Annotated in this window: 22 protein-coding genes; 17 read left to right on the top strand and 5 right to left on the bottom strand. The window is 49.9% G+C overall.

Translation table 11 applies throughout. From position 1 onward, the window contains the following. Positions 1–14 precede the first annotated feature (14 nt). Both AC04MQ_RS03720 and AC04MQ_RS03715 read left to right on the top strand, forming a co-directional pair. Positions 15–1,337 (top strand): hypothetical protein, encoded by a 1,323-nt coding sequence (locus tag AC04MQ_RS03720; RefSeq protein ID WP_015092758.1) that lies wholly within the window; start codon positions 15–17, stop codon positions 1,335–1,337. Continuing rightward, complete coding sequence (locus AC04MQ_RS03715) at positions 1,337–1,588, top strand: hypothetical protein (protein WP_041578128.1); 252 nt, start codon at positions 1,337–1,339, stop codon at positions 1,586–1,588. The genes AC04MQ_RS03720 and AC04MQ_RS03715 overlap by 1 nt, the downstream gene beginning before the upstream one ends. On the opposite strand, the gene AC04MQ_RS03710 is transcribed toward AC04MQ_RS03715, so the two are convergent. Continuing rightward, on the bottom strand, positions 1,585–2,343 hold the full coding sequence (locus tag AC04MQ_RS03710; protein WP_475391125.1) for an ABC transporter ATP-binding protein: 759 nt from the start codon (positions 2,341–2,343) through the stop codon (positions 1,585–1,587). The genes AC04MQ_RS03715 and AC04MQ_RS03710 overlap by 4 nt on opposite strands. Before the next feature lie 128 nt (positions 2,344–2,471). Here AC04MQ_RS03710 and sucC point away from each other — a divergent pair, with 128 nt between their 5' ends. The 3 genes from sucC to AC04MQ_RS03695 all read left to right on the top strand — a co-directional run bounded on the left by sucC (position 2,472) and on the right by AC04MQ_RS03695 (position 6,487). Beyond that, the gene (gene sucC, locus AC04MQ_RS03705) at positions 2,472–3,635 is read left to right on the top strand and encodes an ADP-forming succinate--CoA ligase subunit beta (RefSeq protein WP_015092760.1); all 1,164 of its coding nucleotides are present in this window, start codon (positions 2,472–2,474) and stop codon (positions 3,633–3,635) included. Positions 3,636–3,641: 6 nt separating this feature from the next. Beyond that, positions 3,642–4,514 (top strand): succinate--CoA ligase subunit alpha, encoded by an 873-nt coding sequence (sucD, locus tag AC04MQ_RS03700; RefSeq protein ID WP_015092761.1) that lies wholly within the window; start codon positions 3,642–3,644, stop codon positions 4,512–4,514. Between the two features lie 203 nt (positions 4,515–4,717). Next, positions 4,718–6,487 (top strand): beta-sandwich domain-containing protein, encoded by a 1,770-nt coding sequence (locus AC04MQ_RS03695; RefSeq protein WP_475391123.1) that lies wholly within the window; start codon positions 4,718–4,720, stop codon positions 6,485–6,487. Between the two features lie 38 nt (positions 6,488–6,525). On the opposite strand, the gene AC04MQ_RS03690 is transcribed toward AC04MQ_RS03695, so the two are convergent. Further along, the gene (locus AC04MQ_RS03690; RefSeq protein WP_041578129.1) at positions 6,526–6,882 is read right to left on the bottom strand and encodes a KH domain-containing protein; all 357 of its coding nucleotides are present in this window, start codon (positions 6,880–6,882) and stop codon (positions 6,526–6,528) included. A 205-nt stretch (positions 6,883–7,087) separates the two neighbouring features. Between AC04MQ_RS03690 and AC04MQ_RS03685 the strand changes: the two genes are divergently transcribed. From AC04MQ_RS03685 to AC04MQ_RS03635, 11 genes are all read left to right on the top strand, one after another. Further along, complete coding sequence (locus AC04MQ_RS03685) at positions 7,088–8,761, top strand: c-type cytochrome (RefSeq protein WP_475391121.1); 1,674 nt, start codon at positions 7,088–7,090, stop codon at positions 8,759–8,761. Between the two features lie 209 nt (positions 8,762–8,970). Continuing rightward, positions 8,971–9,309 carry a DUF2388 domain-containing protein gene (locus AC04MQ_RS03680; protein ID WP_475391119.1) on the top strand — a complete coding sequence of 113 codons (339 nt, stop codon included), beginning with the start codon at positions 8,971–8,973 and terminating at the stop codon, positions 9,307–9,309. Positions 9,310–9,491: 182 nt separating this feature from the next. After that, positions 9,492–11,426, top strand: a complete 1,935-nt coding sequence (locus AC04MQ_RS03675) for a DUF7844 domain-containing protein (protein WP_475391117.1) — start codon at positions 9,492–9,494, stop codon at positions 11,424–11,426. A 24-nt stretch (positions 11,427–11,450) separates the two neighbouring features. After that, positions 11,451–12,257 (top strand): hypothetical protein, encoded by an 807-nt coding sequence (locus tag AC04MQ_RS03670; RefSeq protein ID WP_475391115.1) that lies wholly within the window; start codon positions 11,451–11,453, stop codon positions 12,255–12,257. A 162-nt stretch (positions 12,258–12,419) separates the two neighbouring features. After that, complete coding sequence (locus tag AC04MQ_RS03665; protein WP_015092768.1) at positions 12,420–12,719, top strand: hypothetical protein; 300 nt, start codon at positions 12,420–12,422, stop codon at positions 12,717–12,719. 16 nt (positions 12,720–12,735) lie between these two features. Continuing rightward, positions 12,736–13,161 carry a nucleoside-diphosphate kinase gene (gene ndk / locus AC04MQ_RS03660; RefSeq protein ID WP_015092769.1) on the top strand — a complete coding sequence of 142 codons (426 nt, stop codon included), beginning with the start codon at positions 12,736–12,738 and terminating at the stop codon, positions 13,159–13,161. 37 nt (positions 13,162–13,198) lie between these two features. After that, positions 13,199–14,380, top strand: a complete 1,182-nt coding sequence (locus AC04MQ_RS03655; RefSeq protein ID WP_475391112.1) for a class I SAM-dependent RNA methyltransferase — start codon at positions 13,199–13,201, stop codon at positions 14,378–14,380. A 23-nt stretch (positions 14,381–14,403) separates the two neighbouring features. Continuing rightward, on the top strand, positions 14,404–15,159 hold the full coding sequence (locus AC04MQ_RS03650; RefSeq protein WP_475391110.1) for a tetratricopeptide repeat protein: 756 nt from the start codon (positions 14,404–14,406) through the stop codon (positions 15,157–15,159). Next, positions 15,159–16,295, top strand: a complete 1,137-nt coding sequence (locus tag AC04MQ_RS03645; protein WP_475391108.1) for a helix-turn-helix domain-containing protein — start codon at positions 15,159–15,161, stop codon at positions 16,293–16,295. Before AC04MQ_RS03650 ends, AC04MQ_RS03645 begins: the two co-directional genes overlap by 1 nt. A 2-nt stretch (positions 16,296–16,297) precedes the next feature. Beyond that, positions 16,298–17,614 carry an ArnT family glycosyltransferase gene (locus AC04MQ_RS03640; protein ID WP_475391106.1) on the top strand — a complete coding sequence of 439 codons (1,317 nt, stop codon included), beginning with the start codon at positions 16,298–16,300 and terminating at the stop codon, positions 17,612–17,614. Next, entirely contained in the window at positions 17,611–18,822 is a 1,212-nt protein-coding gene (locus AC04MQ_RS03635; protein WP_015092775.1) for a PHP domain-containing protein, read from the top strand. Before AC04MQ_RS03640 ends, AC04MQ_RS03635 begins: the two co-directional genes overlap by 4 nt. Here the strand turns inward: AC04MQ_RS03635 and AC04MQ_RS03630 are convergent. Next, entirely contained in the window at positions 18,819–19,115 is a 297-nt protein-coding gene (locus AC04MQ_RS03630) for a 2Fe-2S iron-sulfur cluster-binding protein (RefSeq protein ID WP_041578135.1), read from the bottom strand. The genes AC04MQ_RS03635 and AC04MQ_RS03630 overlap by 4 nt on opposite strands. Positions 19,116–19,166: 51 nt before the next feature. On the opposite strand from AC04MQ_RS03630, the gene AC04MQ_RS03625 reads away from it, so the two are divergent. After that, complete coding sequence (locus tag AC04MQ_RS03625; protein WP_015092777.1) at positions 19,167–19,784, top strand: 3'-5' exonuclease; 618 nt, start codon at positions 19,167–19,169, stop codon at positions 19,782–19,784. A gap of 34 nt (positions 19,785–19,818) precedes the next feature. Here the strand turns inward: AC04MQ_RS03625 and AC04MQ_RS03620 are convergent, their stop codons facing one another. Together AC04MQ_RS03620 and AC04MQ_RS03615 are read right to left on the bottom strand one after the other, a co-directional pair. Further along, positions 19,819–21,441, bottom strand: a complete 1,623-nt coding sequence (locus AC04MQ_RS03620; protein ID WP_015092778.1) for an NAD+ synthase — start codon at positions 21,439–21,441, stop codon at positions 19,819–19,821. Next, entirely contained in the window at positions 21,438–21,791 is a 354-nt protein-coding gene (locus AC04MQ_RS03615) for a DUF2203 domain-containing protein (RefSeq protein ID WP_235046345.1), read from the bottom strand. Before AC04MQ_RS03615 ends, AC04MQ_RS03620 begins: the two co-directional genes overlap by 4 nt. Between the last annotated feature and the right edge of the window lie 83 nt (positions 21,792–21,874).

Below are 21,874 nucleotides of genomic sequence, written 5' to 3'. Positions count from 1 at the left end.
ATAAAGGAAGCCCTATGAAGATTAAACAAATGACAGTATCAATTTCTATCATTCTTTCATCTCTAACGACCCATGCATCTCCAAGCCTGTCAGATGCACCTATTTCCCAGGATAACACGGTAGAACATCAAAGAAATAGAGTGATTCAGAGGCTCGAAGTGCTCTTCCCTACTGCCGACCGCAGTATGGAGGCAACTCGCCTCTTTTCAATGGCACTTATCGCTTGGAATCCAAGGCTTAACCCTAATGATGCCGAAAGATTCTTATCCCACCGAGTTGACCGAATGGGAATGATGAAAGGCTTGGTTGAACCACTACTCACGCTGATGGACGTCGCGCATGCCGCTGGGCGGCCCGAATTTACACGCATGCTGAATCCGGTATTACAGCTTGTTGCTCCAGGCCTAGCTAGAAATCTTCACGACAAGTATCAGTTACCATTAGATGAGCCAGGCAATGACTCTTTAAATATTTCACGAATGAACGACCTTGAACTGTTGAATTTTATGAAAAATAAGCTGGGTGGAAGCCGGCCCCATTCGCAAGAGAACGGGCAAGACATCCAAGCAAATGACGACTTTTTGCCTAACGCTTTATTCGGAAAAAGTTCTTTTTATGGAGCCGCTATAGAACGCACTCGGGAAAGGAATGACGACTTCCGGGACGAACCGAGTTTGAATGGTGAATACGCCAAGGACCCACAGGCTGGATACAGTCCAAGAAACAACCGCGGAAACACCTCGACTCCCGGATCGAAAGCAAATCAAGACGAACAACCTCGCGGCCTCTTTTCCAGAATGGATTTAATGGCCTACTCGTCAAGCTGTGCAACGAAATGCGGAAGCGACATATTTTCTGGCGCGGCATCTGGAGCAGGATTGCCTGGACCTTGGTTTGTGAAAGTCACTGGCGTAGTTACGGGCGCGATCCTCGGGGGGCTCTCTTGCAAAGACTCCGCCGAATGCAACAAGGACAAAAAGAAAGACAATACACCCAGCGAGCCGAAGGAACCTAAAAACCCTAAAGAACCCAAAGAACCAAAGCAACCCAAGGAGCCTAAAGACCCTCAGGAGCCGAAGGCACCAAAGGAACCCAAAGAGCCTGAAGAACCAAAGGAGCCCAAGGATCCGAAAGAGCCTAAAGAATCGCCAACCAATGAAGGTTACAGAGGCAGAAGAGACGACGTAGACAAAGGTGGCACCAAGTCTCCCGCAGGCAAAGGCACGGACAATATTCGAATTCGTCTCGACAAAGAATTTGAGACGAAAAGAAGTATTCCTGAAATTAATAAAGGTAATTTTGGCAGAATCTCAACGCCCACTAGAAGGAACGACTAATGAAGACACTTTCTCGTACATTACACTGGTGGATACATCCAGTATTAGTCATTTTGACCATGGCAGTTCCTCCGGAATCAAGAACTGCCGTGAGTCTTGCAGTAAGCTTGGTTGCTCTTGGAACTCAGCCTCTTACGAAGGCAGACATGCTTTCGATGAATCGCAGAGACAAAATTGGCAGCTGGGTCGTTACAGGAGTAATTATTGGAATTATCTCCGGACTTACTTACCTGCAATTTTTCACAACCTAGACGTTAGCTGTGGTGAGTGGACCTGCAAGCAATCCGCGAATGAACTGATGCACGCGTGGATCAGCGTGATTTTTGGTTTCTTCAGGTGTTCCGGTGATAAGCAGTTCCTGATCAACCACCATGCCGATTCGATCCGCCATTTGAAACGCACGATTCATGTCGTTGGTGATCGCAACAACTGTCGATCTCTTTTCTTTTTTCAGCGTCATGATCAGATCGATGATTTTGCGTGAAGTGATGGGATCCAAGCCTGCCGTTGGATCATCATAGAAAATGATCTCGGGATCCAGAGCTAATGCTCGAGCGATTCCCAGGCGTTTTTGCATGCCGCCGCTGATTTCATCCGGAAATAAATCACGGGCATGAGGAATGCCGACCGCATCCAAGAAATACTCTGCTTTTTTTGTTATTTCCCAGTCTGAAAGACCTGTGGTTTCACGCAGCGGGAAGCTGATATTTTGAACACATGTCAGCGAATCAAAAAGTGCGTTTTTCTGAAACAGAATTCCGACTTTTTTAAGCAGCGGAAGACGCTCTTTATTGCTCAGCGTCGACCAGTCCATTTGTTCAACAAATACTTTGCCATTACGGGGACTTACCAACCCTGCCATGGCTTTTAACAAGGTCGTTTTTCCCTGCCCGCTGGGACCCACAATCACAAATGATTCGCCCGCCTGAATTTCCAAATTGATGGACTTCAGCACAACAAGATCTTCAAAGGCCACTGTCACGTCTTTCAGACTGATGATGCTCATGCGGTCCAGATTCTCTCTCTGCAGGCTTCTGCGCCCAGCGGTAATTGTTGTCTCTAAATACGATTTGATATTGAATGGGTCATCGAACGCAAGTTTTTATTTTTCGGTGGGAAATTAGGAGTTTATTAATGAATATTCATGAGTATCAGGCCAAAGAAGTCTTGAGAAAGTTCGGAGTAGCCACCCTGAAAGGGAAACTGGCTCACTCTCCAGAAGAAGCAGTTGCAGCGGCAAAAGAAATCGGCGGAAGCGTTTGGGTTGTTAAGGCTCAGATCCACGCTGGTGGTCGCGGTAAAGGCGGCGGTGTTAAAGTTGCTAAGTCCCTGGACGAAGTTTCTGAATACACAAAAAAAATGATCGGCATGACTTTGGTGACTCACCAAACAGGCCCTGAAGGCAAAGTTGTTCAAAAGGTCTTCATCGAGCAAGGTTGCAACATCGCTAAAGAATACTATGTTGCGTGCCTGATTGACCGTGCTACTGGCAGAGCCGCAATGATGGCTTCTTCCGAAGGTGGTATGGACATCGAGGAAGTTGCTGAACACAATCCAGACGCGATCAAAAAAGTCGACATCGACCCAACTGTTGGTTTGATGCCGTTCCAGGCTCGCGAACTGGCTTTCCAAATCGGTATGGAACCAGCGATCGTGAACAAAGCGGTGAAGTTCTTCGCCGGTCTTTACAACGCATTCGTAGCAACTGACTGCTCTATCGCGGAAATCAACCCATTGGTTGTGACTAAAGAAGGCGACGTTCTTTGCTTGGATGCAAAAATGAACTTCGACTCCAACTCTTTGTTCCGTCATCCAGACATCGTAGAGATGCGTGACCTGAACGAAGAAGAACCGTCTGAAATCGAAGCTTCCAAGTTCGACCTGGCGTTCATCAAGCTTGATGGTAACATCGGCTGCCTTGTGAACGGTGCGGGTCTGGCGATGGCGACTTTGGACATCATCAAATTGCACGGTGCTGAACCTGCAAACTTCCTGGATGTTGGCGGCGGCGCTAATAAAGAGAAAGTGACTGAGGCGTTCAAAATCATCCTGAAAGACAAAAACGTGAAGGGCATCCTGGTTAACATCTTCGGTGGTATCATGAAATGTGACATCATCGCTGAAGGCGTTATCGCGGCGTCCAAAGAGCTGGGCCTGAAAGTTCCATTGGTTGTGCGCCTTGAAGGTACAAACGTTGAACTTGGTAAAAAAATGTTGAAAGAGTCTGGCTTGAACATCACTCCAGCCGACAACCTGACTGATGCAGCTAAAAAGATCGTTGCTGCGATTAAAGGATAAGCGAACATGGCAATTCTTATTAACAAAAACACAAAAGTAATCTGCCAAGGTTTCACTGGTGCTCAAGGTACTTTCCACTCTGAGCAGGCATTGGCATACGGAACTAAAATGGTTGGTGGTGTGACTCCGGGTAAAGGTGGCACAACACACATCGGTCTTCCAGTGTTCAACACTGTGAAGGAAGCCAAAGCAGCCACGGGTTGCAACGCTTCCGTGATCTTCGTTCCACCTCCATTCGCAGCTGATTCCATCATGGAAGCAGTTGATGCGGATCTGGATCTTGTCATCTGTATCACTGAAGGCATTCCAGTTCTGGACATGGTGAAAGTGAAAGAATACATGAAGGGTAAACGCACTCGCTTGGTAGGTCCTAACTGCCCGGGCGTTATCACTCCAGGTGAATGCAAAATCGGTATCATGCCAGGTCATATCCACAAAGCCGGCCGTATCGGTGTTCTTTCCCGTTCCGGCACATTGACTTACGAAGCTGTTGGTCAGTTGACGGCACTTGGTATCGGCCAGTCCACTTGCGTGGGTATCGGTGGTGACCCGGTGAATGGCACAAACTTCATCGACGTTTTGAAATTGTTCAATGAAGATCCAGACACTGACGGCGTTATCATGATCGGTGAAATTGGTGGTACGGCGGAAGAAGAAGCAGCTGAATACATCAAAGCTCACTTCAAAAAGCCAGTGACGGCGTTCATCGCGGGTGCTGCGGCTCCGGCTGGTAAACGTATGGGTCACGCCGGTGCGATCATCAGCGGCGGCAAAGGCACAGCGGAAGCGAAGTTCAAAGCGCTTGAAGCTGCTGGTTGCAAGATCTCCCGTTCCCCAGCGGACATGGGTACGACTATGCAATCCATGCTGAAAAAGTAGTTCTAAGTTTTTAGATACAACTTTCAAAAACCCACGGCAGAAATGTCGTGGGTTTTTTTGTTTTCCCGGCTGACCATTTGCGATCCCTGTCAATTTTCAAGACACCCTGACCCATCCCAAACATCCTCTGATTGATTTCAAGCCCGCAAAGCGGTGGAACACCTCTTGTAACAAGCTTCGCGTTGATCAATTTAGGAGAGTTTATGAAACGTTCTGGTTTGGCTGCTTTTATGGCCTTATTGTCGCTGGTTCACAACACGGCTCGCGCCGAAATCATCGTCGATTTGCCGTTCCCGGGCGAATTCGAGGGCGATGTCGTCACCACCCCAACGATTCCTCCGGCCCCGCCGGCGGAAGACACGACTCAAACTCAATCCACAACAACACCGACGGCACCCGCAGCGCCTGTGCAGACCGAATATAAGGGTGAGCTTTCCATCACCTCGATGTCGCGCAAGTCCGGTGGCGCAACTTATAAGATTGATCTGCAGCGCTCTGCCGTCCTGAACCGACTGGAACTGGTAGTCGAGGTCAACAAGCTGAAGATCCATTCCGCTTCCCTTATCACCGAACGGGGTCAGCAGATTTCCGTGCGTGAATTCAAGGACAGCCGCGTGCTTTCCACCTGGGAATCATTGGTGTCAGAAAATCTGAACCTGTCCGACCGTGTGGCCTCCATCGAACTGGTCGCTGAATCCTATGGTGGCGCCGCGAACGTCCGCCTGCGCGCCATCGGTGCAAGCGAAGTACCACGCCTGGCCCTGCAACAGGTGATTGAGCCTGTTGCGGCGACCCCTGCGGCGCCTCCCGCACCGGGCAATTCGACTCCGGTTCAAATCCAGCCGTCTGCTCCGAACAACCGTCCTGAGGCTATCGCCAAAGGCACAAAGATTGTGTATTCCGGATCTTACGTCGGCACCATCGTTCAGATTTTAGGTGGCGGCAAAGTGCGTGTAACTCTCGACGGTTACAGCGGCACCCACGACATTGACATTCGTGACATTGGCACCCAAACCGCGTGTCTGGATGGCTTGTGCGGCGGGCACAACATTTTGTACTCTGGCAGCTATAGTGGCGTAATCAAAGAAGTATTCTCGAACAAAAAAGCACGCGTGGTGCTGGATGGTTATTCCGGTTTGCACATCGTAAACTTGAGTGAACTTGCCAAGTCCGTCGACTGCCATCAGAACTTCTGCATCAATCGTCAGGCGATCTATAGCAATTCATACGATGCAACCATCAAAAAACTTTTCACCAATGGCAAAGCTCAGGTGACTCTGGCTGGGTATTCCGGAATGCACATCGTAAACCTGTCTGAACTTGCCAATTCAATTCAGTGTTCGCGTGAACTTTGTGTCGGCGATTCTGTGATGTACAACAACACCTCTAAAGCCAAGCTTTTGAAGGTTTATTCCAACGGCAAAGTGCAAGTGACCATCGAGGGTTATTCCGGCACTCATATGATCAGTATTTCAGAAATTTCCCGCCCGACCCGCTGCCTTGAGGGTGTTTGTGCAGGTGATTCCCTGATGTACGACCGCACCATGGAAGCCAAAGTCATTGAAGTCTATAACAACAGACAGGCCCTGGTCACAATCGAAGGCTACAATGGAACTCACACGGTGGCGATCAGCTCTTTGAGCAAAAAAATCAACTGTGCCAGCGGCATCTGTGCGGGAGATCAGTTGATGTATGATTTCACCATGAAGGCCAAGGTCATTAAGGTCTTTAGCAATGGTCAGGCACTTGTCACGATCGAGGGTTATAACGGAACTCACACTGTTTCCTTAAGCACCTTGACGAAGGCTGTAACCTGCTCCAAAGGAATTTGCGCTGGTGATCGCATCGTTTACGATCGAACCTACACTGGGAAAGTGATTTCGGTGTTTGGCAACGGCACCGCTCAAGTCACTTTGAACGGATACTCTGGAACTCACAACGTCCACTTAAGCAGCCTGGTAAAATCAAAATAGGATTTTTCAAAACCCACAATGGAAACACTGTGGGTTTTTTATTTGTCGGCTGGATAATAGGGAATTTCGATGACAGCGCGGGCTCCGGCCGCGCCCATGATCGCTCCCAGAACCTGGCGCAAGGACATGATCGTGGCACCTCTTTGACCGATCACCCGGCCAATGGCTTCTTTCGGGCAGCTGACGACATACTGGGTGGTCTTTTCACCAATCACGACATCCACACCGATACCTTGAGCCTCAGGTGCTAACATCTGCAAAGCCGAAAGTAAAAATTCACGGGCTTTTTCACGGATCTCGGCAATATTGTCTGCTAATGGCGCAGCCCCGGAATCAACTCGCGATGTTGAAGAGGAACGCACTACTTTAATCACTTTAACGGACTCGGCACCCATAAAACTCCTGTTAACAATTTCATGTTAACTTAGAATTTTTCTTTCACCAGATCCTGTCCGCAGATAGTGCTCCCTTCCAGATTTGTGGAACACACCATTACAATTTTTCATAAGGCCCCATTTAAAAAGCTTTGGGGGCCTGCTCTCCCCGTCAAACGACAGAATATTATTGTCTAGTAATCTTACGACATTGTAAGCATCGGGAATGACGAAGTTCTTTTTCCTTCTGACCCTGATCTCCGCAACGGCTTTTGCCCAAACCGAACCCGACTGGACTGCCGGGGTGGCCGTCCCACCGGGTGGGAGATCTAACATCTACTTGTGGAACGATTTCGATTTCCAGACGTCTCAAAATAAGGGAAAGATCCACGCCCAAGTCTATCCGGTGACCGTCACCGGGATGTTGCCACCCTATGAGCCCGTGCGCCGCCTGATCGAGGAAAAGAACAGCAATCCTTTGCGCAAGTGGATTCAAAGCCTGATGAAGGGAATCAGCGGTTTCAAAAATTTTGAAGACGTTTTAGAAAACCTCGGCCTGCACAAGTACCCGCTTGAAAACGAGCGCGGGGTGTATGCTGTTCCTTATCCCAATGAAATCCGCCCCGACACTCTGATGGGTTTTGGATTGATTGAACGAAACGGCGCCGAAGGCTTCACATTCAGCTGTGCGGCCTGCCATTCATCGAACCTGTTTGGTAAAACCGTCCTGGGCATGACCAACCGGTTCCCCCGCGCGAATGAATTCTTCATCAAGGCCAAGAAGGTCATGCCTTTGATGGATCCCCACATCTTCCAGGCCTACACCCGCGCCACCGATGCGGAAACCGCTTTGTTGGTGGAATCCAAGGCGCGCCTGAAGTTCGTAGAATTGAAACAGCCCATCGCTCTGGGTTTGGATACATCCCTGGCGCAAGTCAGTTTGTCACTGAATCGTCGTGCGAAAGACGGCTATGCCAACTACAGCGACAAAGCAGCAAGATCCCCGCGTGCGGATGCCTATCTGGACAACAAGCCTGCGGATTCCAAACCGGCCGTCTGGTGGAACGTAAAATACAAAAACCGCTGGCTGTCCGACGGAAGTGTTCTGAGCGGCAACCCGATCTTCACCAACCTGATTTGGAACGAGATCGGCCGTGGCGCCGATTTGCACGAACTTGAAACCTGGCTGGCTGAAAATGATCACGTGATCAAAGAGCTGACCACCGCGGTGTTTGCCTCAGAAGCACCGCACATCACGGATTTCTATCCAGCGGAAAAAATCGATCTGGGCCGCGCCAAAGCTGGCGAGCAGATTTTTAAAAACAACTGCGCCAAGTGCCACGGTAACTATGAAAAAGCCTGGAACCAGCCGCACGCCCTGGTGCTGTCCGCCGCCGAACGCCTGAAAACCGTGGAAGTGCGCTACAAAGAAAAAACGCCGGTGGTAAATGTCAGCACGGATCCATTCCGCCGTCAGGGCATGAAGTCTTTGGAGCAGCTCAATGATCTTGAAATCTCCAAAAAGAACGGCATCGTCATCAAAGCGCAGGAAGGTTATGTGCCACCACCACTGGTGGGCATCTGGGCAAGATGGCCGTATATGCACAACAACTCGATCCCGAATCTGTGTGTACTGCTGACTCCGGCAAAGAAGCGTCCGTCGATTTATTATTCCGGCGAAGCGCTGAACAAAGACACGGATTATGACTTTGCCTGCGGCGGCTATCCGATCGGCGATAAGACTCCGAAAGCTTGGAAGACACGCGAGCACCTGTACGACACAAGAAACGCCGGCATGGGCAACATGGGTCACGACGAAGGTATCTTCATCAAAGACGGCGTTGAGATTTTGTCTGCTGAAGACAAGTACAATCTGATTCAGTTCCTGCAGACGCTCTGACAGAACATCTGCGAGCATCCTGTTTTTCACAACGAATGCGGGCGCTTATTGGCGTCCGCTGTTCAATCTCTAAACACAAGCCATCATCGTATTTACCGCGGATTTCCGGCAAATCCGCGATTTCCCGTACTGAGACACCTTGGCACTGTTGCTGCAATACTCCCCAGCCAGTAACCAAAAACACATTAAACCCCTTTTTAGGAGTATCCATGAAAAAGTCCGTTATCGTTGCATTGTTGTTGTCCGCTACTATGGCTCAAGCTACTGAGATCTCTCAGGTTTACTCTGCTTCTGTGACTTCCACTGTTGATTCCCTGCTGGCGATCCCTTTGATGACTACGGGTGGTGTGGTAGCGACGTCTGCTTCCATCTCTGGTCAGACTTTGAAATTGGCTTTGGAAGCTAAAGAAGACGCTGCAACTTTGATCGCTTCTGAAGGTGCGATCCGTGGTGTTTCCCTGCAAAAAGCTTTGGAAGCAATCCGCGCTGAAAACCCTAAACTTCAGGCTTCCGATCTTGAGATCGCTGAAGGCATCTTGAAGATGTAATTCGCGCTTTATCTCCTCCTCTTCTCTGGAAAAGGGCTGCCGCAAGGTGGCCCTTTTTTATTTTCAAATCAATCACTTAGGTCCCCATAGTCTGGCACTGAATTTGTATTAGCTTTCAGAGCAGGGCTTGGATTTTCCAAAGTCCCGGCAGGTTTGTCTCATTTTGAAACAAGGAGAGACCAATGAACAAAGCAGGATTGATTGTCGCCGCGATGCTGATGGCTTCCAGCGCTCATGCTTCATTCAGCTACTCTTTGACTGACGGACCTTCTGACAAACAATTCAGACAGAACGCACAAATCCTGCTGAAACAAGCAGAACAGCTGCTGCCGGTTTCAATCAAATCCAAATTCAAAAAGCCGTTGGAAGTCCGTTTTGAAAGCTTGAAAGAAAACGGCGACAATGCCATGGGAAAACTGTCCTGGGGCAAGATCCGCATTGACCTGAAAGCCGTCCCGGAAATCCGCCGTGGCGAAAGCAACGCCACCCGCACCAACCGCAGTCATAAAACATTCTATCGCGAAATTCTGGCCACCGTGATTCACGAAACCATTCACGCCTATGACAAGCTGAATGTTCATGATGCGGATGAAGCCCGCATGATCCGTATCTGCAAAGAAGAAAAAGACGATCGCCAAAACAGCCAGACAAGTCCGGAATGCCGACCTTACGAAAACATGTATCGCAGCTATTCCCAAAATCCGTATTTCACAATGATCGCGGGTTTTGTTGACAGCGATGAATCGTGGATGAAACATCGCAGTCCTGACATCTATGAACTGACCAGCGCCTTTGAATCCTTCCCGGTGAACATGGAATATTTCCTGATGGATCCGGACTATGCGTGCCGTCGTCCTTCGCTTTATCACCTGTTCCGTTCCAAATTCAATCACACGCCATTCCCGAACAGTCGCTGTCAGGTGCCGCTAAACTATGTGATTCCGGACTTTAAAGGCAAAGACAGTCCTCTTCGCAGCATTGATCCAAGCCGCATCTATCAGGTTCATTATCTTTTGGCCGCCGAAGGCGAAGCCATGATGAGCGGCTGGGGTCATTCCATGTTCCGTCTAGTGATGTGTGCCCCGGAAAGAAAAGTTGTCGGTCCTGATTGCCTGAAGGATCTGGATCAGCACGTGGTGCTTTCTTACCGCGCTTTTGTGAACAGCATTCAGATCAACACTTTGAAAGGTCTGACCGGGGATTATCCATCACGCCTGTTCCTGGTGCCGATGCATCAGGTGATTGATGAATACACCAAGACGGAACTGCGCGACCTTAGAAGCGTGCCAATGAATTTGTCCCGGGATGAAATCCGTCAGTTCGTGACCCGCACCATTGAAACACACTGGTCGTATGATGGCCGCTACTATTTCACCTCGAACAACTGCGCAGTGGAATCGCTGAATCTGATGAAAGGATCCTTGTTCCGTCCAGAGCTGATCTATCTTCAAACCAAGACCCCGATTGGTCTTGAAAAGGATCTGTTGCGTCTGAAGATTGCCGACAACACCGTTTTTGCCAACCGCACTCAGGCCATCAACACCGGCTACCTGTTTGATTCTTACCGTGACCGCTATGAGCTGAGCTTCAAGGTTTTGAAAGCCACTATTGGCGTCAGCCAAAAGGACTTCCGCGAGTTGCTGAGCCTGACAGCGTCCCAGCGTGGCAGCCTGTATTCCCGCATCAACAAGCTGGAAAGAAAGACCCGTAAAAAAGCAGCGGCCGCAGTCCTGCTGCTTGAAAACGGGGCTCACCGCTTCCTGACAGCGGCGATCAAAGCGGATCTGACCCAGCATGTGATCAAAGAAGAAAAACAAGCCGCCAAACGTGGCGAGACCACCCGCCAGAAAGAGATCGTGTCAGCACTAACTGAAATCAGCGACATGTTCTCGCAACCAGCGGCCTTCCTAAAGGGTGCGGATGGTTACGGTTTGCCAACTGAACAGGACTGGGAACAGGTTCAGCGCCTTTCCTCGCACAAACAAAGCCAGGGGTCTGATATTTACGATGAAGTGCAAAAGAATGTGGAAAGCCTGATCAACTCGGCCCAGATGAAAGAAATTGATGCCATTAAAAAGAACGTGGAATTTGCGCTTAGCTTTATGCGCTCCATTTAACCTTAGGGACAGACAGATATAACGATGAAACAATCAAAGTTGTTACTGACATTTGCAATGATGCTGACGTCCCTGGGGGCAAAGGCCAACACGCTGGATTTTCAGCAGGAAACATTTGCGCGCGGATTGATGGTCGCTGCCGACACCCGTGATCGCGTGGGATGCCAGAAAACCAAAGAGCTTGTCGGCAGCCTTATGCGCCTGGAAGAAGACCTGTGCGCCATTGATGAACTCAATCCCATCAGTGTCGTGGTAATGACGATTCCCGTGGATGAGTGGGACTTTATGGCCGAGATCGATTCATCACGCAATGCACCCCGGTCCATTCGCGACTCGAATGTGGGATTTGTTCGAGGCGGTCGCACCAGTTTACTGTTTTTGCTGCCAAGTGCGCGGGAATCCAACAACATGATCCGCGTGGCGGTTCGCCGTGAACAAGCCACCATCGCGCAGGTGCGTGTGTCGGATCTTTCCATGCTGCAGGAAATGCAGCGGGGGCACACGTTTGTGCATTTCACACTTAGAAATATTCCGCGTGATCTGAGCGAACGCGACCGCAGCGCCGCAGAACGCATTGTTCGCCGTGTGCGCATTCGTTCTTCCAACATCGAGGGTATCACAAAGGAAAAAACCATCCTGCAGTCCCTGAACATCGTGGACAATATCAATTCATCGATCAACGACCCGGAAAGCCCGGACCGTTTTGAAATGGGTTTCTTTTTGCCAGAAGGCTTGTGCCTGTCATTGAAGAAGTGCCTGAATGGGGGCGATGATGAAGACGGAAGCTTCTTCCCTCTCAGTCTGGGCTTTTCGTTCAAGATCAGATTCTAAAGACGGGGGCCCGGGTCCGGGCTGTGGGGCACTTCGATCATGGAAAAAACGCTATCCCAGGATTCAGTTCGAATATAGAAGAGCTCATAGCCCCCTGCGGCAATTTTCCATTGACAGCGCCCCCTCCCGGCCTCTATTTAAGGGCCACTCAGGAGATCTAAGATGAAGAAATTATTGGTTTTTGCCTTGTTGGCAGCCAGTCCTGCATTCGCCGGCCGTGTTGATGAAATCCAGATCATGACCACCGAAGATGTCGAGTTCACCCTGAATCTTTGGCAGAACCGCGAAAGCTATCAGATCACCTACCAGAACTTCACCACCCCGTCCGAAGGTCACGATCTGGCCGTTCAGACAAAACTGGTTGTGAACACCGCAAACCAAGGAAACCAAGAGTGGACATGTGTCACTCAATTCGTTAAAACTCCTAGGTTCTTTGAGATTACTAAAACAGTTTGTCATTAATAAACAAGGAGACATCATGTCTATCGAACAAACATTCTCTATCATCAAACCAAATGCCATGAAGAAAAACGCTATCGGCGATATCGTGAGCATGTTCGAAGCTAACGGCTTGAAAATCGCTGCTGCGAAAATCACCGTTCTTACAACTGCAAAAGCTGAAGAGTTCTACGCTGAACACAAAGCTCGTCCATTCTTCGGTGAGCTTGTGTCCTTCATGACTTCCGGTCCGGTTATGTTGATGTGTCTTCAAGGTGAAGGCGCAGTTTTGAAAAACCGCGAAATCATGGGCGCTACTGACCCTAAAAAAGCTAACGCTGGCACAGTTCGCGCGAAATTCGGCGACAACGTTGGTGAAAACGCAGTTCACGGTTCTGACTCTCCAGAGTCTGCTGCTCGTGAATTGGCTTTGTTCTTCGAAAAACACGAGATCTGCAACGCATAGTCGTTTTCAGATCCAATTTTGAAATTGCGATAATTAAATGTCTGCGAAATCAAACCAAAGGGGAGCGAAAGCTCCCCTTCTTGGTTCCAAGATCAAATTGAATATAGAAAAACTCGCCATTGGCGGTGCTGGAGTCGCACGACACGAGGGCATGGTTGTCTTCGTTCCTCAAGCAGCGCCCAATGAAGAGGTTCTGGCCGAGATCACTCTGGTCAAAAAGAACTTCATGGAAGCCCGTGTGGTGGAGGTTCTGTCCGCCAGCCCTCATCGCCGTGAACCACCATGCCCGGTGGCGCACACTTGTGGCGGCTGCAACTGGCAGCACATCACCGAGGAAGAACAGCGCCGTCAAAAACACACGCTGGTTCTGGAAACGATCAGGAAATTCAACCGCGATCTGGAATTCAATTATCTGCCGATCCAGCCAAGTCCGCGTGTGCTGCGCTATCGCAACCGCATTCAGCCGAAATTCAAAAACGGCCGCTTCGGTTTCTTTGCGCGCAATTCCCACCAAATCGTGGAAACGATGGACTGCCTGATCACGGAAGAAACCCTGACCGACAAATTTGCCGAGGTGAAAGCCTGGGCCGAAAAGAAAAATGCGAAAGATCTTCAGCGTCTTGAGATGTACATCGCCGAAGAGGGCGACGTGCGCTATGGCCTGATCACCGACGAAGACGACGGCATTGGTTTTTCTCAAGTGAACCGCTTTCAGAACGAAGACCTGCTGCGCACGGCTTTGGACTGGGCGGGCGACGGTCCGTACAAAAAAGTTTATGACCTGTATGCCGGTGCCGGGAACTTCACCTTCCCTCTGGCGGCAAAGTACAGCGAATCCGAAATCATTGGTGTCGAGCTGAATCCGAAGCTCGTGGAGCGCGCCCGCTCCAAAATCACCGACAAGCGCATGACCTACTTCATGTCCGACGTGGAAACCTACATGCGCCGAGCCAGCATCGGTAAAGACGATCTGGTGGTCCTGGATCCACCTCGGGCCGGAGCTTCCGAATACACCATGCAGACCCTCGCCGCCGCCCAGCCACGCAAGATCATCTACATCAGCTGCCATCCGGTGTCTTTGGCGCGGGATCTTAACTGGTTCTTTGCTCAGACGCAGAAAATGGGCATCAAGTACAAGCTCGACCGGGTGCAGACTTTCGAGATGTTCCCGCAGACGGATCATGTGGAAACTATTGCGGAACTCAGGGTTGACTCTTAGTCCTCTAATGATACCTTTTTAGCATGCGTAAATGGATTCTCGCTCTGTGCGCCCTGACCATGCTGGGTTGTGCCAGCCGCTCGGCACAGGAAAAACAAAAAGCTGAACTTCACCTCCGTTTGGGTGCCTCTTACATTGAAAGCGGCAACTATCCCTTTGCTTTGCAGGAACTGTTGAAAGCGCAGGAGCTGGATCCAAAGAATCCCGTCATCCAAAACAATCTGGGTCAGGTGTATTTCTATCGCGATCGTTTTGATCTGGCAGAAAAACATCTTCGCCAGGCGCTGGATTATGAGCCGCGCTACTCGGATGCCCGCAACAATCTGGGCCGCGTGCTGATTGAAGCCGGCCGTTACGCTGACGCCGAAAAAGAAATCCGCACTGTGATCAATGACCTGACTTACGGAAATCCGGAAAAGGCCTACATCAATCTGGGGCTGGTGAAGTTCAACCAAAAAGAGTACGGCGCCGCCCGCACCGCTTTTGGCAAAGTCATGGACACGCAAACGGACGACTGCATCGCCAACACTTACTATGGCCGTACGTTCTTTGAAGAAAAGGACTATGGTCGTGCTGCCGAAGCTCTGGATCGCGCCATCGGGTTCTGCCAGAAGAACCTTTTTGATGAGCCTCACTACTACAGTGCGCTTTCCTACTATCGTCTGGGCGAAAAATCGAAATCTGTCGCCCGCTTTGAAGAGTTGATAAAATATTATCCCACCGGTAAGTACCGCGACAAAGCCAAGGGAATGCTCAGTTTGATTCGAAAGGGACATTAATGAAAAAGACCGGAGAACTTCTAAAGAAAGCACGCGAGGATAAAGGCCTCTCCCTGCACGAAATTGGTCTTTCTTTGAAAATCAGCAGCAAGGTTCTTAAAGCCATCGAAGAGGGTGATGAAACCCAATTGCCGGCGAAAACCTTCCTGCGCGGCTTTGTACAGAGCTATGCAAACTTCCTTCACCTGAACTCTGATGAGGTTCTTGAAGTCTTCTACGAAGAGATGGGCTCCACAAAACCGAAGCCCTACATCCGCCAGACGGAAGAGCCCAAAGCAGCCTCCACCCCTGAGACAGAATCAAAACCGGCAACAGAAAGCACCACTGAAACAGCGGCTCCAGCAGCAGCGGCAGCACCAGTTCCGGAAGCCACCGTCACTCCGATTCGCAAGACTCCGCCACCAACCAGCTCCAATCATGGCATGCAGTCCCTGAAAGAAAACAAGAACACCAAAACCTACATCATTCTGGGTCTGGGTATTGTTCTGGTGGGATTGATTCTGTTCACAAAGAAAATGATCGACAAGTATTCCAAGGAAGCCGAAGTTCCAAGTGCGGAAGTGGCACAAACCATGGAAGGCGCAACTCCGGTTGTGGTCGACACTTCCATTGATGGCGGCACCTTGACTGAAGTGGAACCAAACACCACTCCGGGTCCTTTGGGCAACCTGACGACAACACCGACTCCCGCGGCACCAGTAACTTCCACGGCGACAACGGCAGCGTCTCCGACTCCGGCTGTATCCACTCCAGCGACTGCGCCGACTCCTGCAGTTTCACCGACACCAACGCCGAAACCAACGGCGACTCCAAGCCCGACTCCGACGGCAACTCCGTCGCCGACGCCAGTGGCTTCGCCATCACCAACCCCGACACCAACGCCGACTCCGAAACCAGAATCCGGCAAACCTGTCGAACTGATCGTAGAAGCTTTGGATTCAGTCGAGATCGAATACTCCGCTCCGAACGGCAAACCACAAAAGATCCGTCTTTCTGCTGAACAGGTTCACACCTTCAAAAGCAAAAGCGGTCTGAAGATTAATTTCTCCAACGGTGGCGCCGTGAATCTGATTCTGAACGGAAAAGAAATCGGCATTCCGGGTGACCTTGGTAAACCTATCCGTCTGAGCTACTAGTCTTGAAAGATCTATTCCGCATCTGGTGGATCAGCCTTCTGATAAAACTTGTTCTGTCAGCACTCATTCCCTTGAGTGCTGACGAAGCCTACTACTGGGTTTGGGCCCAGCGTCTGCAGCTAAGTTATTTTGATCATCCGCCTTTAGTATCCTGGCTTTTCTATCTTGGTCACTTCCTTGAACCCTTCATGAACGCTGTCCGCTGGCCGGCAGTGATTCTGGGGCACGGTCTTTTGACCGTGTGGTTCTATATCCTGAAAGACAGGATCGACTTTGATAAAATCAAGGTGTGGACGTATCTGGTGCTGTTTTCCCCGCTTCTGGGGTTTGGCTCTTTGATCGTGACTCCGGATCTGCCGGTGATGTTCTTCTGGTCCCTGGCCCTCTTGCTATCCCTGCAGGCAATCAATAACAAATCTCTTTCCAGCTACATCTGGCTGGGTGTGGCTTTGGGCCTGGGGTTCTGTTCAAAATATCACATCGTTTTGTTCATTCCGTGTCTGCTGGCGTACCTGACCGTGGAAAAACGCTGGAAGGATGTGCGCTGGAACGGAGTTTTGCTGACTTTGGTTTCAGGATTGATCTTCTGCACACCGGTTCTTTTGTGGAATTATCAAAATGACTTTGCGTCGTTTGAATTCCAGATCAAACACGGCCTTGAAAAAAGCTCTTACGATCCGGAATGGACACTTTCCTACATTCTGGGGCAAATCCTGATCGTATTCCCGCTGATCTTCTGGGCGGCCTTGCGAGCAAAAGTTCCCAAGGACCTGCGCTGGCTGCTCTATTTCGGCTGGGGCCCATTGCTGTTCTTCCTGTTCACTTCCTTCCGCGCTTTGGTGGAAGCCAACTGGCCCATCATCGCCTATCCGGCGGTACTGGCATTGGCGCTGTTCCACCCCAAGGTGCAAAAGTGGGCAAAGGTGTATGTGATCTTCTGGGGTGCGATTGTTGCTATTGTGCTGGCCACTTTGTTCACGCCGGCCCTGCGCAAGCTCAGTGACAAAGTCGAAGAACCCTATGTCTTCCAGGAATTAAGCAGCGTGGCCAAAGAAGTGAGTCCACTTTATGCCAGCAGCTATCAAATGGCGTCCTCACTTTGGTATTTCAGCAAAGTTCCGGTGTTTAAGCTCAAAGGAATCAGCCGTTACGACTTCTTTGACACGCTTCCTGAAGCCGAGCCGCAGGGTAAAGTTTTTTATTTAGTAAAGCGCGAGAGAAATGGTTTACCAAAGTGGATTTCCGAACAACAATGGCAGATGAAAGAGATTCGAAAAATCTCTCCTGACTTTGTCCTGTTGGAATTCACAAGACCATGAAAGTAATTGCGACTCTTTCTTTTTTGCTGGTGACCTTCTTCCTGTACGGATTTTATCTGAATCAGTACGAACTGGCTGTGGTGCCACCACAGATCACCTCACAGCATTCTTCCCGCAATCTGTATGACTATAAAGGTGTGCTGAATGTGCACACCGATCTTTCCAGCGGGTCGGCCACTTCAAGTTTTGTCATCACTTCAGCGAAACTTGCCAACCTGGATTTTATCTTTTTCACCGACTACAACATCTTCAATATTCCGACGACGTTTGAATCCTATCACGGGAACCTGCTGGTCTTTAATGCCGGCAAATACAGCTATCTGGATTCGCGTTTGATTTACTATTCTTTAAATCAGGAAAGTATCGGCGCAAATCTGGGTGATGCCCAGGTGAAACTGTCCGATTTGCTGTCACAAAAAACCGGCGCCAGCAAAGACACGCTGACGATCCTGGCTCATCCGTACAAAGCGGGTTATTCCTGGTCCGGCGAAATTCCTTCAGGCCTTGATGGTTTCGAACTTTTGAACATGAAAAGTCTGATCAACCGCGCCTGGGGTGAGTCCAAGATCTCCACCATCTGGAGTCTTCTGATTTATCCATTCAATCCGCGTCTGGCATTTGTTCGACTTTACACCGAGCCCACGGATGAAATCGCACTTTTGAACAAACTCAGCCAGCAGCGCAAAGTGGTGGTCTATGCCGGAACCGAAGCCTCGGCCCGTGCGATCCCGCTGGCGAATTACTTCATCCGCTTCCCAAGCTACAAACGCAGCTTTGAATTCATGAGCAATCACGTGCTGCTGAAATCCGAACTGACGGGAAGTTTCAACAGTGACCGCACCAAGATTTTCAATGCGATTAAAAACGGAAGCTTCTATATCGCGCTGGACACTTTGGGTGATCCAAAAGGATTTTCAGCCACCATCGAAGACGGTAATCACAGTCACATGATGGGCTCGGAAGTGAAGTTCAGCAAAAACATGAGTCTGAAAGTGATTCTGCCTGCGAAGCCTCAGGACTTTTTTGAAATCATGATCATCAAAGACGGTGAAGTGGTGGCAAGAAAGAATGATCCAGAACCGGTATTTGAAATCAAAGAGCCGGGTACTTATCGGGTGCAGGTGCGAGTCAGCCCGATGCTGCCAATCCCGGACGCCAAAAAATGGATCACCTGGATTTACACCAATCCGTTCTACGTTCGCCCTTAATCCCCTGACAACGGAACTTCGACGGTGAGCCCATCCACGGGCTCAATCTGGCAGGCCAGACGCTCGAAAGGCTGAAAGCCCCGGTCTTCGGCCATCTCCTGTTCCAGCTCGTTGCGCTCAGGCAGTTTTTCCAGTCCCTTCACCACAAAAACCCGGCAAGTTCCGCAGGTCGCGTTTCCGCCACAGGTGTGGTTCAGCGCCACCTTCGCCCGCAAGGCCACGTCCAAAACGGAATGATCCTTTTGACTCACTGAGACATCAATATTTTCGGGCAAAAAGCTTATAATTTTCACGTGATCACTCTTTAGTTGAAACAGCCCCATCCATTTTGTATCAATGTTTTTATGAGATTCATAGCTTTTGACTTAGAGACCACTGGTACAGTTCCTGGAGTAGATCAAATCGTAGAAATCGGTGCCGTTCGTTTTATCGACGGCCAGCCCGAGGCGATCTTTGCCACTTTGATCGACCCACTTCGTCCAATCCCACCGGGAGCTTCCGCGGTGAATGGTATCTCTGACGACATGGTTAAAGGCAAACCTTTGATCGATTCTATCCTGCCGGCTTTTGCTGAGTTCTGCGGTGAGGACGTTCTGGTCGCGCACAATGCGCCGTTTGACTCCCAGTTCCTGATTGCTGACATCAAGAAGCATGAAACCACCGCGCCGAAAGGTGTGATCCTGGACAGCCTGCCGATTGCTCGCAAAGTCTTCCCGGGTCTTCCGAACTACAAACTGGGAACTTTGGTTCAGCACTTGAAAATCCCTACTTCCAATTTCCACCGCGCTGAAGAAGATGCGACTTACCTGGGCCACATGTTCAGCCAGATGATGAAAAGAATCTCTATCGGCGGCCAGGCACCTCAGGTCGGCAATCTGATCGCCCTGACCGGCAAACCCGAACTGCGTTTCCCGCAGATCGTGCGCCAGCCAAAACAAATGGATTTCTTCGGAGGTCTGTAAAAAGAAAAGCCCCTGAAAAGGGGCTTTTTAGTTTCTAGATTTCACGCGCCCGGTGAGCCACCGGATATCTTCTGCCCCGACCGAATGAGTGCTGCGACACTTTCAAAATCGGCGGCGCCTGCCAGCGTTTGAATTCCGTGCGCATCAACACCGGCAGCAACCATTTTTCCGTCGCTGATTTTGCCGGACCTGATTTTTCCACCAGATAAGTCACGGCCTTGTCCAGATCATCGTACTCCGGCAAAGAATCCTGATCCTTCTGATTCGGACGAAGTTCTGCCGATGGTGGACGATCAATGATCTCTTGCGGGATCACTTCGCCTTGTCGATTGTAGTATCTGGCCAGTGCATAAACTTGCGCCTTGGTCAGATCCCCCAGTGGCGCCAAACCACCGCACATGTCCCCGTACAAAGTGGAATAGCCTGAAGCATATTCACTCTTGTTCCCGGTCGTCAGCAGCATGCTGTTTTCTTTGTTGGACCAGGCCATCAAAGTCAGACCCCGTAAACGTGCCTGCAGATTTTCATTCACGATGCTGAAACCCTCAAGCCCCAGGCCCTTGTTCAAAGCCTTCAGCACGGATTCATACATCGGACCGATTTCTACAGTTTTGAAATCCACACCCATATTGGATGCCAGATCCTTCGCCAGCGTCAGACTTTGTGGAGCATTGAACGGCCCCGGAAGCCCCACACCCACAACATTCGCCGGGCCCAAAGCATCCACCGCCAAGGCGGCCACGACTGCGGAATCAATCCCGCCGCTAAGACCCAGATGAACTTTTTTAATGCCGGTCTTTTCACAGAAATCACGGATTCCCAAAACCAGCGCCCGGCGAAGTTCTTCGATAGCTTCCAGTTTTGCGTTCTTGTTCCAGATTTCCATTGTGTCGAGATCAATCACATTGATGTCTTCACTGAACTGCTGGCAGGTCAGAAGTTTTTTGCCTTTTTTATCCAGCACGAAGCTTCCACCATCAAAGATGATTTCGTCCTGCGCGCCCACCAGATTCACGTACATGATCGGGGCATTAAAATACGCCGCCGTTTTTCGGGTGACATATTCACGCTGCTTCATCTTGCCGACAAAGTAAGGCGAAGCACTGAGGTTGATCACCATGTCGATCTTTTGTTTTTTTACTTTTGCCAGCGGGTTTTCGCGGTAAGCCGAATTCCCCTTGGCGTCCGGCCACGCCCAGATATCTTCACAGATGGTCAGGAAGAACTTCTTCCCTTTCCATTTGAAATAGTTCCTGGAAAGGTCACCGGATTCGATGAAACGGGCTTCATCAAAAACGTCGCCGGTCGGCAGAAGTTGTTTGTGGAAGAAGCGCGGCTTTTCACCTTTGGCGATCAAAGCGGCGCTGTTGAAATAAGGACGCCCCTTTTTTGCCGGGTTCCTGGTGATCAGGCCCATGATCACGCCGATATTTTTAGGAAGTTTTTTAATCAGGTCTTTGAATTCGGATTCTTGTTTGGCGACGAGCTTTTCACGCTCCAGAAGATCAAACGGGTGATAACCAAACAAGGTGCATTCAGGGAAGACAACCAGATCACATTTTCTTTGAACGGCCTGGTTGACGAAATCGAGGATCTTTTCTTTGTTAAACTGAAAGTCAGCAAGAACTGGATTTATTTGGGCGACGGCGATTCTCATTCAATCGTTATACGCCCAGAAAAGCCATCTTGGTAGCCGTGCCAGTGATTAATTTCAACTTCTGGATACTTCCAGCAATAGTATCCATCACCATTGTCAAAATCAGCCATCCACAAGCCCTTGGGCTCGCCGCCCAGCTTTTCGATTTTAACCTGCCAACGGTCAATAACAGTGTTGATCTGAGTTTCAATAACCGCCACGGACGGGTGGCTTTTGTCGGAATAGGCATCGATGCGGTTCAGGTGTTGTTTCACCTCACGGCAGGCCTCTTCAGTCATACGATAAATGACGGGAAGCAAGCGGCGCGCTTCATCCAAATTAAATGTTTTACTGCGATTGATCTCAATCACATTTTCCAAAGGAACTCCCCCATCACTGAACAGATAGGCTGTATCCTTTAAAGAATGTTCTGTTTCAAGAAATTAACGACATG

The sequence above is a fragment of the Bdellovibrio sp. MYbb2 genome, assembly GCF_056175685.1.
Note: the sequence above shows the minus strand (reverse complement) of the source record. Positions and strands in the feature narration are given on the sequence as shown.

Bases quoted from the DNA above. Each gene is read 5' to 3' on its own strand.
- AC04MQ_RS03710 (WP_475391125.1), bottom strand. From the start codon at position 2,343: ATGAGCATCATCAGTCTGAAAGACGTGACAGTGGCCTTTGAAGATCTT.
- AC04MQ_RS03695 (WP_475391123.1), top strand. From the start codon at position 4,718: ATGAAACGTTCTGGTTTGGCTGCTTTTATGGCCTTATTGTCGCTGGTT.
- AC04MQ_RS03665 (WP_015092768.1), top strand. From the start codon at position 12,420: ATGAAGAAATTATTGGTTTTTGCCTTGTTGGCAGCCAGTCCTGCATTC.
- sucD (WP_015092761.1), top strand. From the start codon at position 3,642: ATGGCAATTCTTATTAACAAAAACACAAAAGTAATCTGCCAAGGTTTC.
- AC04MQ_RS03645 (WP_475391108.1), top strand. From the start codon at position 15,159: ATGAAAAAGACCGGAGAACTTCTAAAGAAAGCACGCGAGGATAAAGGC.
- AC04MQ_RS03650 (WP_475391110.1), top strand. From the start codon at position 14,404: ATGCGTAAATGGATTCTCGCTCTGTGCGCCCTGACCATGCTGGGTTGT.
- AC04MQ_RS03690 (WP_041578129.1), bottom strand. From the start codon at position 6,882: ATGGGTGCCGAGTCCGTTAAAGTGATTAAAGTAGTGCGTTCCTCTTCA.
- AC04MQ_RS03680 (WP_475391119.1), top strand. From the start codon at position 8,971: ATGAAAAAGTCCGTTATCGTTGCATTGTTGTTGTCCGCTACTATGGCT.
- AC04MQ_RS03685 (WP_475391121.1), top strand. From the start codon at position 7,088: ATGACGAAGTTCTTTTTCCTTCTGACCCTGATCTCCGCAACGGCTTTT.
- AC04MQ_RS03715 (WP_041578128.1), top strand. From the start codon at position 1,337: ATGAAGACACTTTCTCGTACATTACACTGGTGGATACATCCAGTATTA.
- AC04MQ_RS03720 (WP_015092758.1), top strand. From the start codon at position 15: ATGAAGATTAAACAAATGACAGTATCAATTTCTATCATTCTTTCATCT.
- AC04MQ_RS03620 (WP_015092778.1), bottom strand. From the start codon at position 21,441: ATGAGAATCGCCGTCGCCCAAATAAATCCAGTTCTTGCTGACTTTCAG.
- ndk (WP_015092769.1), top strand. From the start codon at position 12,736: ATGTCTATCGAACAAACATTCTCTATCATCAAACCAAATGCCATGAAG.
- AC04MQ_RS03655 (WP_475391112.1), top strand. From the start codon at position 13,199: ATGTCTGCGAAATCAAACCAAAGGGGAGCGAAAGCTCCCCTTCTTGGT.
- AC04MQ_RS03670 (WP_475391115.1), top strand. From the start codon at position 11,451: ATGAAACAATCAAAGTTGTTACTGACATTTGCAATGATGCTGACGTCC.
- AC04MQ_RS03625 (WP_015092777.1), top strand. From the start codon at position 19,167: ATGAGATTCATAGCTTTTGACTTAGAGACCACTGGTACAGTTCCTGGA.
- AC04MQ_RS03635 (WP_015092775.1), top strand. From the start codon at position 17,611: ATGAAAGTAATTGCGACTCTTTCTTTTTTGCTGGTGACCTTCTTCCTG.
- sucC (WP_015092760.1), top strand. From the start codon at position 2,472: ATGAATATTCATGAGTATCAGGCCAAAGAAGTCTTGAGAAAGTTCGGA.
- AC04MQ_RS03675 (WP_475391117.1), top strand. From the start codon at position 9,492: ATGAACAAAGCAGGATTGATTGTCGCCGCGATGCTGATGGCTTCCAGC.